General features: G+C 67.6%; 11 protein-coding genes and 1 pseudogene. 6 read left to right on the top strand and 6 right to left on the bottom strand.

The annotated features are described in order from the left end of the window. The 5 genes and pseudogenes from AC6H42_RS29920 to AC6H42_RS29900 form a co-directional block, all read right to left on the bottom strand. Positions 1–837, bottom strand: a pseudogene (locus tag AC6H42_RS29920) (DUF349 domain-containing protein); the annotation flags it as partial. 72 nt (positions 838–909) lie between these two features. After that, positions 910–1,617 carry a hemerythrin domain-containing protein gene (locus AC6H42_RS29915; RefSeq protein WP_057158001.1) on the bottom strand — a complete coding sequence of 236 codons (708 nt, stop codon included), beginning with the start codon at positions 1,615–1,617 and terminating at the stop codon, positions 910–912. A gap of 112 nt (positions 1,618–1,729) precedes the next feature. Further along, a complete protein-coding gene (locus tag AC6H42_RS29910; RefSeq protein ID WP_497549616.1) occupies positions 1,730–4,297 on the bottom strand; it encodes a bifunctional acetate--CoA ligase family protein/GNAT family N-acetyltransferase in 2,568 nt (855 codons plus the stop codon). A 21-nt stretch (positions 4,298–4,318) separates the two neighbouring features. Continuing rightward, positions 4,319–5,308 carry a DUF2804 domain-containing protein gene (locus tag AC6H42_RS29905; protein WP_497549615.1) on the bottom strand — a complete coding sequence of 330 codons (990 nt, stop codon included), beginning with the start codon at positions 5,306–5,308 and terminating at the stop codon, positions 4,319–4,321. Continuing rightward, a complete protein-coding gene (locus AC6H42_RS29900) occupies positions 5,305–6,555 on the bottom strand; it encodes a winged helix-turn-helix domain-containing protein (RefSeq protein ID WP_057157999.1) in 1,251 nt (416 codons plus the stop codon). Before AC6H42_RS29900 ends, AC6H42_RS29905 begins: the two co-directional genes overlap by 4 nt. 219 nt (positions 6,556–6,774) lie before the next feature. On the opposite strand from AC6H42_RS29900, the gene AC6H42_RS29895 reads away from it, so the two are divergent. From AC6H42_RS29895 to AC6H42_RS29885, 3 genes are all read left to right on the top strand, one after another. Further along, the gene (locus tag AC6H42_RS29895; RefSeq protein WP_229418342.1) at positions 6,775–9,432 is read left to right on the top strand and encodes a sensor domain-containing diguanylate cyclase; all 2,658 of its coding nucleotides are present in this window, start codon (positions 6,775–6,777) and stop codon (positions 9,430–9,432) included. Between the two features lie 81 nt (positions 9,433–9,513). Further along, entirely contained in the window at positions 9,514–10,773 is a 1,260-nt protein-coding gene (locus AC6H42_RS29890) for an exonuclease SbcCD subunit D C-terminal domain-containing protein (RefSeq protein ID WP_497549614.1), read from the top strand. A 13-nt stretch (positions 10,774–10,786) separates the two neighbouring features. Further along, positions 10,787–14,830: an AAA family ATPase gene (locus AC6H42_RS29885; RefSeq protein ID WP_497549613.1), complete on the top strand. Its 4,044-nt coding sequence runs from the start codon at positions 10,787–10,789 to the stop codon at positions 14,828–14,830. Here the strand turns inward: AC6H42_RS29885 and AC6H42_RS29880 are convergent. Continuing rightward, positions 14,827–14,982 (bottom strand): hypothetical protein, encoded by a 156-nt coding sequence (locus AC6H42_RS29880; protein ID WP_200954087.1) that lies wholly within the window; start codon positions 14,980–14,982, stop codon positions 14,827–14,829. The genes AC6H42_RS29885 and AC6H42_RS29880 overlap by 4 nt on opposite strands. 116 nt (positions 14,983–15,098) lie before the next feature. Between AC6H42_RS29880 and AC6H42_RS29875 the strand changes: the two genes are divergently transcribed. The 3 genes from AC6H42_RS29875 (at position 15,099) to AC6H42_RS29865 (ending at position 16,853) form a co-directional block, all read left to right on the top strand. Beyond that, positions 15,099–15,563 carry a putative metalloprotease CJM1_0395 family protein gene (locus tag AC6H42_RS29875; RefSeq protein ID WP_497549612.1) on the top strand — a complete coding sequence of 155 codons (465 nt, stop codon included), beginning with the start codon at positions 15,099–15,101 and terminating at the stop codon, positions 15,561–15,563. Between the two features lie 57 nt (positions 15,564–15,620). After that, entirely contained in the window at positions 15,621–15,833 is a 213-nt protein-coding gene (locus AC6H42_RS29870) for a hypothetical protein (RefSeq protein WP_057157996.1), read from the top strand. Between the two features lie 78 nt (positions 15,834–15,911). Continuing rightward, positions 15,912–16,853, top strand: a complete 942-nt coding sequence (locus tag AC6H42_RS29865; protein WP_497549611.1) for a hypothetical protein — start codon at positions 15,912–15,914, stop codon at positions 16,851–16,853. The last annotated feature ends 18 nt before the right edge of the window (positions 16,854–16,871 follow it).

The following is a 16,871-nucleotide window of genomic DNA, read 5'->3' as shown; positions in this document are numbered from 1 at the left end:
CACTGCGCCGTCGCCGGCTGCCTCCTGCGCGTGGCCGCCGGCCGCCGCCTCGGACTGGGCGGCGCCAGCGCTGGCGCCGGGGGGCGCGCCGGATTGCGCGGCGCGGCGGGCCTCTTGCGCGGCAAGCTTGCTGCGCGCCTCGGCCATGGCGGTCTCGAAATCACCCAGCAGGTTGCGCGGCAGCGCGCCCTTCTCGGGTGCCGCCACGTGTTTGGCGTGCTCCTCGGCCAGCGCGTCTAGCTGGGCCGCATCGGCCCCATCCGCCGCGAGGCGGCGCACGGCGGCCAGCGCGTCGAGCGCGGCGCGCTGCAGGTTGACCTGGTCTTCCAGGCGCTGCCCCAGCGCGCTGCGCACGCCGTTGAATTCTTCGGCCAGTGCGGGCGTGGCGGCAATCACCTTCCACAGGCGGTCCAGTTCGGCGACTTGATTGGGCGTGAGTTTCTCGTCGGCCTGCAGCTTGCGCGCATTGGCAATGGCGGCCTCGGCCTGGCGCTGTTCGGCCTGCTGGTGACGGATCGCGTCCAGGCGCGATTGCATCAGCTTGGCCACCCGGCGGTCGGTGTTGCGCATGGCCTGCTGCACCTTCTCCAGCGCCGGCTGCGACACCACGTGCGCAGCCGCAGCCAGGCGCACGTCGGCAAACTCGCTCTGCAAAATCAATTCGACTGCAGCGGCCTCGTCCTCGGCCAGCGTCTTGGCCCGCTCGGCCTGCGCGGCGCGGCGCGAGGCGGTCTGCTCAGCTTGGGCGGACGCGGCCACGGCGGCGGAAGCCTGTGCAGCGTCGGGCTGCTGGCCGTTCGGCGCATCGCCGGGTCGCTTGAAGAGGAATTCGAACATGATGGGCTATCGCTGTTTCAAAACCGCCATCATAGCAAAGGAAGGCCATGCTTTGCCTCGGCTACGCGAAAGCTAGTCTGCCAGCGCGCGGCTGGACGGACGCTGACGGCGCGGACGGACCAGTTCCGACACCGGAATATTGGTGTCGAACTCGTCGTCCGGCAGCACCTGGGGCAACACGGCCAGTTCCGGCAGCGCCAGCTCGTCCGCCTTGCCGCGCGGCCTGGCGGCCGGCTTTCCCACCAGGTGCAGCGTGCCGCCCTTGCAGCGGCGCGCCTCGGCCACGTTGGCATCGTGCAGCAGGAACTGGTTGGCGATGGCAAACCACGCTTCGCCGCCGATGGCGGTGCGCGCCACGGCAAACAGTTCCTTCTCTTCCTTGTCCAGCCGCTGCAGCAGCGACTCGCAAAAGGCGTCGATGCCGGCACAAATATCGTGCACGCGCTGCGCGGACTCGTCTTTCGATTCGGCAACCTGTTGCTGCAGCGAGCGGATCACCCCCAGCGCCGTGTCGTTTAGCCGGTTGAGCTCGTCGAGCAGCTGGTTGGCCTGCTCGGTCGCCTGGCGGATCGCCGGGATCAAATACATCTCGATCTTGCGCCAGTGGCAGGCCTGGTACAGCCGGTTCAGCGATTCGCACGCGAACTCGAGTTGCGACAAGGTCAGGCTGTTCTGGTTGAGCAGCGTGGACTGGACGTATTTCTGGAAGGAAAGCAAACTGACGCGGATGCTGGCTTGCTCGACAGATAGAGCTACCAAGGTGTATGTGGCAGTTAACATTCTTACTCCAAGCTAGGATCACAAAAAGCGACGAGGCGGAAGTAAAAGTGTAAATAATTGCGACGATCAGGACTTTGACATAGAACAAACTGTCTGGGTATTGATCAGGAAACTACGCTTGCAGCTTGAGATGTAAAATGGACGTCCCGGGTTCCGGCGACGGACTGACCGAGCCGCCGAAGCGCCGGACCAGCTGCTGGACACCGCCATTTTCAGACAACGCTTCACCGACAATCGCCGCAGTGCCTCGGCTGCGGAAATAATCGATCAGCTTTTGAAACAGAATAGCGCCTAGCCCCATTCCCTTCAAGTCCGAACGTACCAAAATGGCAAATTCAGCATGCTGATTATCGGGGTCGGCAACAGCGCGTACTACCCCTAGTGTTTCAGCCCTGCCCGCGCTACCGATGCGTGTTGCAATGAAGGCCATGGCGCGGTCGTAGTCGATCTGCGTGAGCCGCGCCAGTTGCGCCGGCTGCAACTCGCGCATGGCGGAAAAGAAGCGCAAGCGCACATCGTCCGGATCCAGTTTGGAAAAAAATTCGACATGTTGGGGGGCATCTTCAGGCCGGATCGGGCGCAAGGTCAGCGGTGCGCCGCGCCACAGGACTTCCTGTTCCAGCTCCTGCGGATAAGCACGGATGGCCAGCCGGTAGCCGGCGCGCGGCGGACCCAGCGTGATGCGGGCATCCAGCGCCAGCACGCCTTGCGCATCCGCCAGCAGCGGGTTGAGGCTCAGGCTGGCCAGTTCGCACGTGTCGGCCACCAGGTCGGATACCTGGATCAGCGCATGGCAGATGGCGTCGCTGTCGGCGGCCGGGCGCAAGCGGGTACGCTCCAGCAAGTCCCGCGCCAGCACCATGTTGAGCGGCGGCAAGCCGATGGCGCGGTGGCTGGCGCCGAAGTCCATGGCGCCGCCCCGGCCGGCCGCCGCCTCGGCCGCAAGATTGGCGCTGGCGCCGCCGGGCCCGAAACTGATCACCGGCCCGAAGGTGGCGTCGTCGTGCACGGTGATGGCCAGTTCGGTCGCATGCAGCGCCGCGGCCGGGCGGGCGCCGGCACCGTGCGCGCCGCCGCCCCAGTCCGCGCCCGAGTCCGAGCCTGCGCCTGATGCCGGCCCGGATACCGAACCGGATACCGAACCGGGTGCCGGGCCGGGTCCGCCGTCCGGTGCCGCCACCCGGATGCCGTAGGCGGCCAGCACGGCGCGCGTTTCCGCCGCTGTCAGCGCCTGGCGCCCATCTGCCCCGGCGGCAGCCAGCACGGCGCGCGCGGCGGCGCGCTCCGGCTTGCCGCCCGGCGGCAACTGGCCCGGCACTTCCATCAGCAGTTCCTGGTTGCGGCGATACTGCACCGTCTGCATGAAACCGCGCACGGCCTGCTCGGGCGTGTCGTAGGCCGGCAAGCCGGCTTCGGCAAACACGCGGCGCGCGCCGGCCACCGCTGCCCCGCCCAGCCAGCACGCCAGGACGTTCTTGCCCGAGGCGCGCGCCAGCGGAGCCAGCAGCTCGGCAATCCGGCCGGCGTCCACCCCGGTGGCGGGCGCGTGGATCAACAGCACCGCATCCACTTGCGGCTCGCGCAGCAGCGCGGCGAACACGGCCGCGTACTGCTCAGGCGTGGCGGCGCCGCCCAGGTTGAGCGGATTGAACGGCGGCGCGGCCGCACGGCGCGCGATGGCCGCGCCCGGCTCGGCCGACTGCGCCTGCCGCAGCAATCTGATGGTCTCGTCCGACAGCGCCGCCAGCGCGCCGTCCGCGTACGCCAGTGCGTCGGTGGCGATGGTCCCCAGCGCGCCGCCGTTGGCCACGATGGCCAGCCGCTCGCCGCGCAGCGCGCGCGCATGGGTCAGCGTTTCGGCCGCGTCGAACAAGTCCTCGGTGGAATGCACGCGCAGCATGCCGGCGCGGCGGAAGGCAGCGTCGTAGGCCAGGTCGCTGCTGTCGCGCCCCGCTTTCAGCACGATCACCGGCTTGGCGCGCGCCGCCAGCCGCGCGGCCGACATGAATTTGCGTGCGCAGGCCAGGTTTTCCATGTAGACCAGGATGGCGGCCGTATCGGCATCGTCGGCCAGGTAGTCGAGCAAGTCGCCCAGGTCGATGTCGGCGCGCTCGCCCAGCGAGGCAAACTTGGAGAAACCGATGCCGTGCAGCCGCGCCCAGTCCAGCACCGCCGCCATCAGCGCGTCCGACTGCGAGATGAAGGCGATTTTCCCGGCCCTGGCGCCGCCCTCGGCCAGGCTGGCATTCAGGCCGCTGTGCGGCGCCAAGAGCCCCACCCCGCCCGGCCCCAGGATGCGCAGCAGGTGCGGCTTGGCCGCGTCCAGCATGGCCTGGCGGGCCGGCTTGCCGCCGATCCTGGCCTGGTCCAGGCCCTTGGTCAGCACCACGGCGGCGCGTGTGCCGCGGGCGCCCAGCTCGGCGATCAGCCCCGGCACTGTGGCCGGCGGGGTGCAGATGATGGCCAGGTCGGGCGCCTTCGGCAGCGCCGACACCTTGCCGTAGCAGCGCACGCCCAGCAACTCGTCGTACTTGGGATTGACCGGCCAGAGCGCGCCCGCGTAGCCGCCGCCGGCCATATTGGTTAGCACGATGGCGCCCAGGCTGCCCGGCCGCAACGAGGCGCCGATAACGGCCACCGTGCCGGGGTCGAACAGGCTGTTGAAATTCCTGATGCTCATGGTCCGCCCTTTCAGCTCCCGCTACCAGCGGGAGCTATGGTCTTCCGTTACGCCCACCAGCTGCGTCACCATGCGTTTTGGCTGGTCTGCGCTGCTGCGCACCCAGCCGCTGAAGGTGCCGATCGGCTGCAAGTAGCGGCTGGCCGCCACCACCAAATTCTTGTTCTGGCGGCGCGCGCCCTCCGGCGTGAAAAACAGTTCCAGCAGGTCGTCCTCGGTGAAGATATGCCAGCGCGCCAGCGGGTCGGCCTGGTCGTAGATGAAATGCGCCGGTCCCAGCGCATGCACCTGGCCGTCGAGCCACAGCGCGTTCTCATGGCCGCCGAAATAGCCGGCCTGCAGATTGAAACCCAGTTCCAGATTATGCCCCGAGGCCCAGCGCCACGCGGTATTGCGCGCCAGCAGGCCGTTGGAATAGTCGAAACTGGCCACGCCGCCGGCCAGATCGTATTCGCCGCGCCACAGCTTGACCTGGCCTGTGAGCGGCATCCCGGAAGACTTCTGCGTGGCGTGCACCGAACCGTCCTTGACCGGGCCGCTGGCCAGCAGCAGCGGCGCATTGCCGGGCCCGAACTCGGCCTCGATCACCAGGTAGGGACAATCCAGTTCCAGCTTGTAGCGGCCCGCGCCCAGCCCTTCGATGTTGATGTAGGTCTGCTTCATCTTGAAGGTACTGCGGCCGTTGGCGTGCGCAGCCACCCGGGCCGACGTGATGGGCAGGCCGTCCTGCGAAAAATTGGCCAGCATGTCGCCGTCGTCGCGGTCGAAAGCGTAGGCGAAACAGGTACTGATCCAGCCCAGGTCGACGATGGCCACGGCGCAAAACACCTGCTCGGTGGCCAGCGCCACATAGTGCCAGCGCTTGTGGTGGAACCGGCGCCACAGCGGGTTGCGGGCGTGCGGGCCGGCCAGTGCGCTCCAGTCGAATCCGGCCGCCTGCCCGGCATAGCGGCCGAACAGCGGCTGGCCGTCCGCGCCGACCAGGCTGGCGGGGGCTGCCGGCAGCATCATGCGGCCTCCCTGCCGGCTTGGCCGTCCAGCGCCGCCTGCAGCACGCCGGAAAAGCCGGACGGCTCGGTGGCGCCGGCTTGCACGCGGGGGCAGCCATGCCAGTTGGCGCAGCGCTGCAAGGCTGCGGCCACGTCGCGCGCGAAGCGCTCGCTGACCCGTACACCCGGTTCCAGCGCCAGCGATTTCAGCTCGAACACGCCGTCGCGCCGGTGCGCCTTGGCGTCGACCCGCCCCACCAGCGCACCGCGCCGCAGGATGGGCAGCGTGAAGTAGCCGTAGCGGCGCTTTTCGGCCGGCGTGTAGCACTCCAGGCGATAATCGAAATCGAACAGTTCCAGCGCGCGGCGGCGGTCCCACACCACCGGGTCGAACGGCGACAGGATGGCGGTGGCGGTGGCCGCCAGGGCGCCGGCAGCGGCGCTGGCGGCCAGGCCGGCGTGGTCCGGATGGATGTAGACCGGCTCGTCCCAGCCCTGCACGCGCGCGCGCAGCAGCGCGCCCTCGGCCGCCAGCGTTTCCGGATCGAAGCGCGGTGGCCGGGTCCGGAAGTAGTCGGCAATCCAGGATGCCTTGGCCAGGCCCAGTGCCTTCACGGTTTTCAGCACGAAAGTGCGGCGCGTGTCTTCGATGGCGGGCATGCGCTTATCGTCCCAGCCCGGCAGCGCACGCGCAAGTACGCGTTCGGCCAGGTCGTACACGCGCTGGAAGTTGTGGCGCCGCGCGATCATCAGCCGGCCGGCCGTAAACAGCACCTCCAGCGAACGCTTTTCCGGCTTCCATTCCCACCAGCCGCCGCTCTTGCCGTCGGTGCGCTCGAAGTCCGAGGAGCGTGCCGGTCCATGCTCGCGGATATGCGCCAGCACCGCATCGACCTCGGCGCGGCGCTCGGCCATCCAGGTCCCGGAATACTTCCAGCCCATGGAGCCAGGATCTATCATGCGGTGGCGGTACAAGCCATAGTCTTCCATCGGCACGAAACAGGCTTCATGCGCCCAGTACTCGAACAGCGCGCCCTCGGCCAGCAGCTCCTCCAGCCAGGCTTGCGGGTAGTCGCCCAGGCGGCTCCACAACACCAGGAAAGGGCTGCGCGCCACCACGTGGATGGTGTCGATCTGCAGCGCGCCCATTTGCCGTATCGCCGCCAGCAGGTCGGCTTTTTGCGCTTTCCTGCGGCGCGGCTGCAACAGCCCCTGGGCCGCCAGATGCAGCGCGCGCGCGCCGGCCAGGCTGAATGTCAATTCGGTCAAAAACGTGGCCCTTCCATAGTTAAACCCAGCCCGCTATTCTAAAGAAGAAAGCGCGCTTTGTTGCAAGCGCTGTCGACGATAGCTTGATGTTTTATCACTTTTTCCGGCGGCCCGGGATTTTTTGCTTTTGTTTTGGCATTCGCGCGGCCCAAGCACCCGGTTTACGTGCAAAATACCCCTGATGGAGACTGTGTTACCCCATAGCCCCAAGGCGACCAATTGACAAGATCCGATAACCCAGTCCGACGCCTGCTGCGTAAACTGTACCGGGCGATACTGCTGCCCGCCTTTGCGCTGGGCTTGCTGATTTCCATGTGGGCAGCCGTGGCTTACCAGGTTAGCCAGGAATACCACAGCGCCCGCCACGAGGGCGTGCTGCACAGCCAAACCCTGGCCCGCACCCTGGCCGAGCACACCAGCCACCTGCTGCGCCAGACCGAGCACGCCACCCAGCTGTTCAAGCTCAAATACGAAGAAACCCGCGGCGCGCTGCGCCTGCCCGAATTCACCCGCAAGGGCGGCCTGCTCGACTCCTTGATGCCGTCCCGCCTGGAGCTGCCGATTGCGCTGTACCTGCCGGACGGCACGCTGCTGGAAAGCCGCCACGGCTTCTTCAACCAGAGCATCGCCAACGATTCCGTGTTCAAGATGCTGATGCTGGCACAGGACGATGCGGCGCTGGCGTCCAACCCGATGGTCGAGCCGGTGACCAAGAAGTGGCAGATCCAGATCGCGCGGCGCCTCAACGACGCGCAGGGACAATTTGCCGGCGTTGTCATGCTGATGGTGGACCCTGCCTATTTCGTGGAGGACTACGACCGCCTGCACGTGGAGCCGAACGGTCTGGTGATGCTGGTGAGCCGCGACACCGGGCTGGCCATCGGCCGCATCGAGGAGCGCCTGTACATCACCGACACCATCGACTTCACCACCTCCACCACCGATGCCTACGGCAGCGCCGACGAGCTGACCCTGAAACAGCCGCTGGACGGCGTGGAGCGCATCTACAGCTTCCGCGACCTGCCGCGCTATTCGCTGACGGCGGTGGTGGGCAACACGGTCAGTTCGGCGATGGCCCGTTTCGAGCGCCAGCGCAGCATCTACTTCGTGCTGGCCGGCGTGGCGACCGTACTGGTGGTGTGCTTTGCCGCGCTGCTGATGCAGCAAAGCGAACGGCTGCGGCGCAGCATGAACGCGGCCAACGAGGCCAGGCAGAAACTGCGCGCGGCGGCCGACGCCAGCCTGGACGCGGTGTTCCTGCTCAAGGCTTGCCGCTCGCAGACGCGCGGTGAGGTGATCGACTTCACGCTGCTGGACGTGAACGAGCGCGGCGCGCGCATGCTGGAGCTGCCGCGCGACACGCTGCTGGGCCAGCGCATCGGTGAACTGGTGCCCATGTGGCGCACGGAAGGCTTCATCGACAAGTATCGTACCGTGATGGAAACCGGCCAGCCGCTGGAAGAGGAATTCGAGACGCGCAACCTGCCGGGCGAACCGCGCTGGCTGCGGCACCAGATCGTGGCGCTCGACGACGGCGTCACCGTCACCACCCGCAACATCACGTCGCGCAAACGCGACGAGCTGAAAATGCGGCAGAACCAGGCCGAACTGGCGGCCGTCAACGATGCTTCTCCGCTCGGCCTGATCCGCGCCGACGCCAACGGCCATTGCACCTATGTGAACCGCACCTTCGAGGCAATTACCGGGCTGACGCGCGACCAGGCCCTGGGAGACGCCTGGATGGCGGCCGTGCACCCGACCGACCGCGACGTGCTGCGCACGGCGCTGCGGCACCTGCGCGAAACGCTGAAGCCGTTCCAGGACACCCTGCGCTGCGTGCATCCGGACGGCACCATCGTGTGGACCTCGATGAAGGTGGCGCCGATTATCATCGACAGCAATATCGACGGCTTCGTCGGCACGCTGGACGACATCACGCTGATGCGCAAGTCGGTGATGGCGCTGCGCGAAAGCGAGGCGCGCCTGCGCACCATTGCCGACACGCTGCCGGCCATGATCGCCTACGTCGACGAGGAAGAAGTGTACCGCTTCAACAACCTGGCCTACGAGCGCGAATTCAGCCAGTCCGGCATCGAGGTGATGGGCAAGACCATCCGCGAAACCGTGGGCGAGCAGCGCTACCAGTTTTTGCAGCCCTACATCCAGCGCGCGCTGGCGGGCGAAACCCTGTCCTTCGAGGAAGACGACGAGAGCCATGGCCTGCTGCGCAGCTTTGAAGTGATCTACATTCCGCAATTCGACGAGGGCGGCTTCAGCGTGGTAGGTTTCCACGTCATGCGGCAGGACATCACCGCGCAAAAGCGCGAGAAACAGCGCCTGCTCAAGCTGTCGCAGGTCGACGCCCTTACCGGCCTGACCAACCGCGCGGGCTTCCTGCAGGAGCTGAACAACGCCATGGCCGCCAGCCGCGACAACGGCACCATGATGGCGGTGATGTATATGGACATAGACCGTTTCAAGCCGGTCAACGACACCTACGGCCACAGCGTGGGCGACTCGCTGCTGAAGGTGTTCTCGGCGCGCCTGACGCACGCCATGCGCGCCACCGACACCATCGCCCGCCTCGGCGGGGACGAGTTCACCATCATCGTCGAACGTCTGGCCCGCTGCGAAGACGCGGAGACCCTGGCGGCCAAGATCGTTACCACCATGCAGGCGCCGTTCGAGCTGGACGCGGCCACGGTGTCGGTATCGACCAGCATCGGCCTGACCTTCTACCAGGGCGAGGACGTGACTCCGGCCGAACTGCTGAACCGGGCCGACATGCTGCTGTACCAGGCCAAGCAGGCCGGCCGCAACACCTACCGCGCCGGCGCCCCCGTGCCCGAAGCGCACGTTGCCTCGAATGCGGCTTGAGCCTCCGCTTGAATATCCGTCAATGCCTGGCGGGCCAACTTAGGCTATATTGAGCGTTTTCCGGCTTTACCCTGGCAATCCATGCGTCTGCTGCACACCTCCGACTGGCATCTGGGCCAGTCGCTCCACAATTTCGAACGCACCTACGAGCACCAATGTTTCCTCGACTGGCTGCTGGACGCCATCGTGGCCGAGCAGGCCGACGCCCTGCTCATCGCCGGCGACGTGTTCGACAACGCCAACCCCTCGTCCGCCTCGCAGCGCCAGCTCTACCACTTCCTGCAACAGGCCAGGGTGCGCGCACCGCAGCTGGACCTGATCGTCATCGCCGGCAACCATGACTCGCCGGGCCGCCTGGAAGCCCCCGGCCCGCTGCTGGAAGCGCACGGCACCCGAGTGATCGGCAATGTGCCGCGCGGCGCCGAAGGCAGCATCGACGTCGAGCGCCTGGTGCTGCCGCTGACCGGCAAGAGCGGCGCGGTGGAAGCCTGGTGCCTGGCCATTCCCTTCCTGCGCCCCGGCGACGTGCCGCGCCCGGCAAGCGCGGCCGAACCGGCGCCGGAGCCCGCACCCGACCCGTACCTGGCCGGCATCGCCCTGCTCTACCAGCAGGCATTCGCCGTGGCGCAGGCCCGGCGCCAGCCCGGCCAGGCCATCGTCGCCATGGGCCACTGCCACATGGTGGACGGCCAGATGTCGAACGACTCCGAACGGCGCATCGTCATCGGCGGCACGGAGATGCTGCCCGCCGGGATTTTCGACCCGTCCATCGCCTACGCCGCGCTGGGCCACCTGCACCTGGCCCAATCGGTGGGCAAGCAGGAGCGCATCCGCTACTGCGGCAGTCCCATTCCGCTGTCGTTCGCCGAAGTCGGCTACCGCCACCAGATCCTCAGAATCGATCTCGATGCCGGCACCGGCGCGGCCGCCGAAGTAGTCCCCATTCACGTGCCGCGCGCCGTGGAGCTGATGCGCGTGCCCGCCAAGCCCGCCCCGCTGGAACAGGTGCTGGAACAGCTGGCCGCCCTGCCCGGCGAGAGCGGCCTGCCGCCGGAGGCCCACCCATTCCTTGAAGTGCGCGTGCTGCTGGACGCGCCTCAGCCCGGCATGCGCGCGCGCGTGGAAGCAGCGCTGGAAGGCAAGCCGGTGCGGCTGGCGAAAATCGAAACCTCCACGCCCAAGCGCATGCCATCGCTGGACGACGCGGCCCTGACGCTGGACCAGCTGGGCAAGCTGCAGCCGGACGACATTTTCAAGCGCCTGTACCGTCAGCGCTTCGGCAACGAAGCCCCGGCCGAGCAACTGAGCGCTTTTGCCGAGCTGATGCTGCCCGGCGCCTGAACAAAGAACACCTATGCGTATCCTGAGAATCGGCGGTAAAAACCTGGCCTCGCTGGCCGGAGAATTCAGTGTGGACTTCGAACAGGAGCCGCTGGCTTCCAGCGGCCTGTTCGCCATCAGCGGCCCCACCGGCGCCGGCAAAAGCACCCTGCTCGACGCGCTGTGCCTGGCCTTGTACGACGCCACGCCGCGCCTGCTGAAGGCGCTGGGCCGCAGCATGCTGCCGGACGTGGGCGCCGAAACCGTCACCACCCAGGACACCCGCAACCTGCTGCGGCGCGGCGCCGCCGACGGTTTTGCCGAAGTCGATTTCGTCGGCAGCGATAACCTGCGCTACCGCGCGCGCTGGAGCGTGCGCCGCTCGCGCAACAAGGCCGAAGGCGCGCTACAGCCCACCGCCATGGGCTTGCAGCAGCTGCCCGCACTACTGCCGGTGGGCGGCACCAAGACGGAGGTAAAAGCCGAAATCGAAAAACGCATCGGCCTGTCGTTCGAGCAGTTCACGCGCGCCGTGCTGCTGGCGCAAAACGAATTCGCCACCTTCCTGAAAGCGGACGACAACGAGCGCGGGGAGTTGCTCGAAACGCTGACAGGCAGCGCTGTCTACAGCGAAATTTCCATGCGCGCCTTCGAGCGCGCCAAGCTGGAACTGGCAGCGCTGCAACGCCTGACGGGCCGGCTGGCCGACCAGAAGCCGCTCAGCGGCGAGGAACGCGCCGCGCTGGATGCGCAAAGCGCGGAGGCGGACGCCGTGGTAGCCGGGCTGGACGCGCAAAAAGCGGTGCTGGAGCAGGAACTGCGCTGGCACCAGCAGGCGCATAGACTGGAGCAAAACGAGCTGCAGGCGCAGCAGGCATTGCAGCAGCGGCAGGAAGAAGCGGAGGCGGCGGCCCCGCGCCGCGCGGTGCTGGCGCAGCTGGACGCCGTGCAGCCCGCGCGTCCGCTGGCCGGCGAGGTGACGCGCATCGAAGACGAAATCATCGTTGCGCAAGCCGCGCTGGCAGCGCGCCAGCAGGAGTCGGAACAGGCGCTGCAGGCGCAGGCGCAAGCCGCCGCCGTGCTGCAGCAATCAGAAACGGCAGTTGTCGACGCCGAAGCCGCGCAGCGCAACGCCGGTCCGCAGCTGGACCAGGCAAAGGCGCTGGACGCCCGCATTGAAGCGGCGCTGCCCGCGCACCGGCAGGCCAGCGCTGCGCTGGAGGCAGCCAGCCAGGCGGACAAACTGGCGCGTAGCGCGCTGCAGAACAAGCAAAGCGAACACCGCCAGCTCACCGCCGCGCAGGAGCACGGCGCCGCTTGGCTGGCCCGCCACCAGCAATGGCAAGCGCTGGCCGAGTCGTGGCAGAAGTGGGACGTGCTGTTCGTGCAGGCAGGGCAGGCCGCGTCGCAATCCGAGAAGCACGGCCATGCGCTGGCGCTGCTGCAACGCCACGCTGCCCAGCACCGCGACGAGGAAGTTCGCGCCACAGCCAGCCTGGCCGGCGCCAGCGAACGGCTTCAGGCGCTGGAGGCGCAGCGCCAGCAAGCCATCGCCGCGCTGGCGTCGTTCGATGCGGACGCCTTGCATAGCCGCCGCCGCGCGCTCGAACAGCGGCGCGACCTGCTCGTTACCGGCGAGAAGGCGTGGTCCGAACTGGACGCGCGCCGGCAGCGCAAGGCACAGCTGGACAGCGAAGCCGCGCAGCAGCAGCGCATCCGGCAGGCGGCTGAAACCAGGCTGGCCGGCGCGCAGCAGCAGTACGCATTGCTGATGGCCACCTTCGGCCAGGCCGAACGCTCGCTGAAACTGGCCGAAGCGGCGTGCGCGGAAAGCGTGGAGAAGCTGCGCGCCACGCTGCAGGACGACCAGCCCTGCCCGGTCTGCGGCGCGGAGGAACACCCTTACCGCCATGACGACGGCGCGCTCGCCGCCATGCACGCCAGCCTGCAGGGGGAAGTGACGCGCTGCCGCGAGCAGCTGCAGAAAAACATCGAGCAGCAGACCTTCCAACGCACCACGGCCGAGAACGGCACCGAACGGCTTGCCGTGCTGGCCACCGAGCTGCACGCGCTGGCCGACACGCTGGCCCGCGCCGGCGCAGCCTGGGACAGCCATCCGCTCGCCGCTGACGCCATGGACGCTGCCGGCGCGAGCGCCCCCGCCGCCACGGCCATGAACGCCGGCACCGCAGCTGCCAGTGCGGCCCCCATGCTGCCTGACGGCGCAGCGCCGGACCTCGCCGGCTGGTTTGCTTCGGAACTGGCGTCGGCCCGGGACGCGCTGCACAGCATCGACCAGCAGGAACTGGCCCTGCGCCGCGCCGGCGCCGCGCGCGACCTCGCGCAGCAAGCCTGCGACTCCGCATCCGCCGAACACGCTCGCCTGCACGCCACGGCGGCGGCAGCGCAATCCGCGCTGGCGCAGTCGAACGCGGAGTTCCAGGCACTGGAAGACAAGCGCATCGAAGTGGCGCTGCAGCTGAGCGGCCTGCTGGATGAACTGGACGCCGCCTTCAGCAGCATCGACCTGCCCAATGAGGGCTGGAAAGACGAATGGAAAGCGGGCCCCGCGCGTTTCCACGAAGCGCGCCGTGCCGAAGCCAAACAATGGCAAACCCAGCGCACCCAGCTGGATGAACGCGCCCCTGCCTTCGCCGCGCTGGACGCCGAACTGCACGCGCTGGCCGCCGCGCAGGCCCGCACCGGCCATGACGCCGACAGCGCCCGCAGCGCCTTCGCTGCCGCCGACGCGAGCCTGCAGGCGATGCAGGAGCAGCGCATGGCGCTGTGGGGCGGCAAGGAAGTGCGCGACGTGGAAGCACAGTTGCAGGCCGCCATCGGCGCCGCCCGTGCGCGCCTCGCGGCCCAGCAGCAGGCCAGCCAGCAAGCCGCGCAGCAGCGTGTGCGCGCCGAAGAAGCCATTGCCCAATCGGCCGCCCGCATCACGGCCCTGCACGCCGCCGCCGAAGCCGCCGCAACCCGCCTGGCGGACTGGCTGGATGCCTACAACCGCGACCAATCCTCCCGCGCCGCTGCCGCGCGCGCAAATGCCGCGCGTGCAGCCGCCCCCCACGCATCCGGGCATGCCGCGCCGTCAAGCGACGACCTGTTCGCCGCCCCGGCAAGCAGCGGCGGCAGCGGCAGCAACGACGCCACCAGCAGCGACCTGTTCGCCGCCGGCTCCGCAGCGCCTGCGGCGCCGGAAACCGAGCCGCAGCCGCCCGCCGTCACGCTGGCGGAGCTGCTCGCCCTGCTGGCCTGCCCGGCCGACGCCATCCGCATCGAACGCGAAGCACTGCAGGCGCTGGACCATGCGGCCGCCGCCGCCGCCACCGTGCTGAAGGAACGGCAACTGCAGCGCCGCCAGCACAGCGAGAGCGCGCCGGCCGGCAGCGCGCGCAGCATGGACACACTGGCCCTGGCGCTGGACGCCCTGTCGGCCGAACGCAAGCAAGCCCACGACCTGGCCAGCGCGCACCGCCTCGCCATCGCGCAAGACAACGACAAGCGCCAGCGCGCGCACGCCATGCTGGCGGAGATCGAACAACAGGAAGCGGCCGAACAGCGCTGGGCGCGCCTGAATGAGCTGATCGGCTCGGCCGACGGCAAGAAGTTCCGCAACTATGCCCAGCAATTCACGCTGGACGTGCTGCTGGGCTACGCGAACGCCCACCTCAGCCACCTGGCGCGGCGCTACCAGCTCGAACGCATCAACAACAGCAACGGCCCTTCGCTGGGCTTGCTGGTGCGCGACCAGGACATGGGCGGTGAAATGCGCTCCGTGCACTCGCTGTCCGGCGGCGAATCGTTCCTGGTCTCGCTGGCGCTCGCGCTGGGACTGGCCTCGCTGTCGTCCAACCGCGTGCGGGTGGAGTCGCTATTCATCGATGAAGGCTTCGGCAGCCTGGACGCCGAAACCCTGCGCGTTGCCATGGACGCACTGGACGGCCTGCAAGCCATGGGCCGCAAAGTCGGCGTCATCTCCCATGTGCAGGAAATGACGGAGAGGATTTCCACCCGCATCCTGGTGCAGCCGTCGGCGGGCGGAAAAAGCGTGGTATCAGTACATGCTTCCTAGCGCTGCGGCACTTCGCCGCGCTCCACTTTCACCAAATCCCAACCCAGCTCGCGGCGGATCTGCTGCGGGTCGGGTGGCGGACGGCGGTCCACCAGCTTGTTTTGCAGCCACTGGCGCACCGCCTCCTTGGTAGGTTGTTTCTTCTGATCCACAGCTAGCCTCTTTGAGCAACGTTCGGATATCTATTCAACGCGGCCCGGATTTTTCAGTTGACGGCGCGGGGCCGAATACAACACTTTGTTACGCTTTTTGCTAATATGGGATAACCATGAGCATCAGCGCCATCTCTCCGGGATCGAGTGCGGCGGCGCCAGCCGCTGTGCGCAGCGCTGCGCAGCCGCGGGTGCAGCTCACGCCGGAACAGCTGGCGCAGATTGAACAGCTCAAGCAGCGCGACACCGAAGTGCGCCAGCACGAACTGGCCCACCTGTCCGCCGCTGGCGGGCTGGCCACCTCCGGCCCCAGCTACACTTACCAGCGCGGCCCGAACGGCGTGAACTACGCGGTCGGCGGCGAAGTCAACATCGACACCTCGCCCGGCGCCACGCCGGAAGAGACCATCGCCCGCGCCCGCACCATCCAGGCCGCCGCGCTGGCGCCGGCCGAGCCGTCCGGCCAGGACCGCGCCGTGGCCGCCCGCGCCCAACAGCTGGAGCAGCAGGCCCGGACCGAACTGGAGCTGGCCTATGCGCCCGCCGCAGCCGCCAAGCCAACGGTTGATGTCTACGCTTGAATCTGCCGGGATGCGCTAAAATCTCGTCCTTTCACATTCCCCTACCGCGAGCCTTACATGCTGAAAGCCCCACGCACCCTGACGTTCAAATGCGTAAAATGCAACAAATCGGTCCAAGTTTTCCTGCAGAAAGTCTCGGCCTGCTCCCACATCCAGCCTTACCAGGGCATTTGCAAGTGCGGCGAAGTGAAACGCCATGCCACCGGCCAGAAAGACGCCGTGCAATCCTATCTGGCTTCGCCGGACGGCAGCTGGTCGCACCACCATTGACGCGGATGATTCTAGGCGGACGCTAAAGAAATCGGCATTCCTGCCGATAGCATAGGAAACCCGTCAATAGGTGCCGCAATGTCCACTCTTTCTCCTCTCAGCTCACGCCAGTTCCAGCCTGCCAGCCTGCCTGTTGCTAACCAGCAAACAGACAAAAACTTGCGCACCGGCAATTCCTCGCTGCTGGAGAAAGCCCAGAACGATATGGTGTCGCTGTCCAAGAACGGGATCGACCTGCAGCAGCGCGTCGAATCGCTGGGAAATTCCACCGTGGACCTGGCGCAAGACCTGCTCGGCAGCTTCGCCCAGCAGTTGTTCGGCGACGCCGGCAAAGGCGCGACCGTGTCGTTCGACTCGGTCAGCCTGGACTCGTCGGCCAGCTTCGCCGCCGGCGTGCAACAGAGCCAGGGTCCGAACGGTAGCACCAGCGCGGCCGCGTTCAGCCTGAACGAAAGCTCGCACTTCATCGGCAAGGGCACCGTCACCACCGCCGACGGCCGCAGCTTCGATTTCGAAGTAGAAGTGCAGTACGAGTACTCCCTGGAAGCGGCCGCCAGCCAGACCACCACCGGCGCCGGCAATGGCGAGTCCGGCAAACCGCGCTCGGCAGCCGATCCGCTGCCGGCAGTGGAATTCCCGGACATCAAATTCCCAGGCAGCCTGCAAGACTTGTTCCGCCTGTTCGACAAGCCGCTCAAGACCGACGTGGTGCAAGACAACCAAGACCAGCCGGGCCAACAGCAAAAGCTGGGCACCCTGTCGCTGCGCCTGCTCAACCTGGTCAACAGCAGCGAGCTGCTGGATACTTACGGCCAGCAAAACGGCAAGTCCAAGGCTGTCGCCCACGCTTACGGCACGCAGGAAACGCCGGTACCGACCCTGGCCAAAATGCCGGGCAGCGTGCCGCAAGCGGCAGCCGCGCTGGCGGCAGCACAGCCGCCGGCACAAGCCCCTGCGCCGGCGCCCGCCGAGCCGGCGCCGGCCGATCCGCAGCCAGCCGCCAGCCAAGCCGCCACCTGACCTGCCACCCGAGCTGCC

The organism is Massilia sp. NBRC 108631 (assembly GCF_059704565.1).
The sequence above is the reverse complement of the archived record's forward strand: the minus strand, read 5'-3'. Positions and strand labels throughout refer to the sequence as shown.

Coding starts and splice junctions, on each gene's coding strand:
- AC6H42_RS29915 (WP_057158001.1), bottom strand. CDS start 1,617: ATGTTAACTGCCACATACACCTTGGTAGCTCTATCTGTCGAGCAAGCC.
- AC6H42_RS29910 (WP_497549616.1), bottom strand. CDS start 4,297: ATGAGCATCAGGAATTTCAACAGCCTGTTCGACCCCGGCACGGTGGCC.
- AC6H42_RS29905 (WP_497549615.1), bottom strand. CDS start 5,308: ATGATGCTGCCGGCAGCCCCCGCCAGCCTGGTCGGCGCGGACGGCCAG.
- AC6H42_RS29890 (WP_497549614.1), top strand. CDS start 9,514: ATGCGTCTGCTGCACACCTCCGACTGGCATCTGGGCCAGTCGCTCCAC.
- AC6H42_RS29885 (WP_497549613.1), top strand. CDS start 10,787: ATGCGTATCCTGAGAATCGGCGGTAAAAACCTGGCCTCGCTGGCCGGA.
- AC6H42_RS29875 (WP_497549612.1), top strand. CDS start 15,099: ATGAGCATCAGCGCCATCTCTCCGGGATCGAGTGCGGCGGCGCCAGCC.
- AC6H42_RS29870 (WP_057157996.1), top strand. CDS start 15,621: ATGCTGAAAGCCCCACGCACCCTGACGTTCAAATGCGTAAAATGCAAC.
- AC6H42_RS29865 (WP_497549611.1), top strand. CDS start 15,912: ATGTCCACTCTTTCTCCTCTCAGCTCACGCCAGTTCCAGCCTGCCAGC.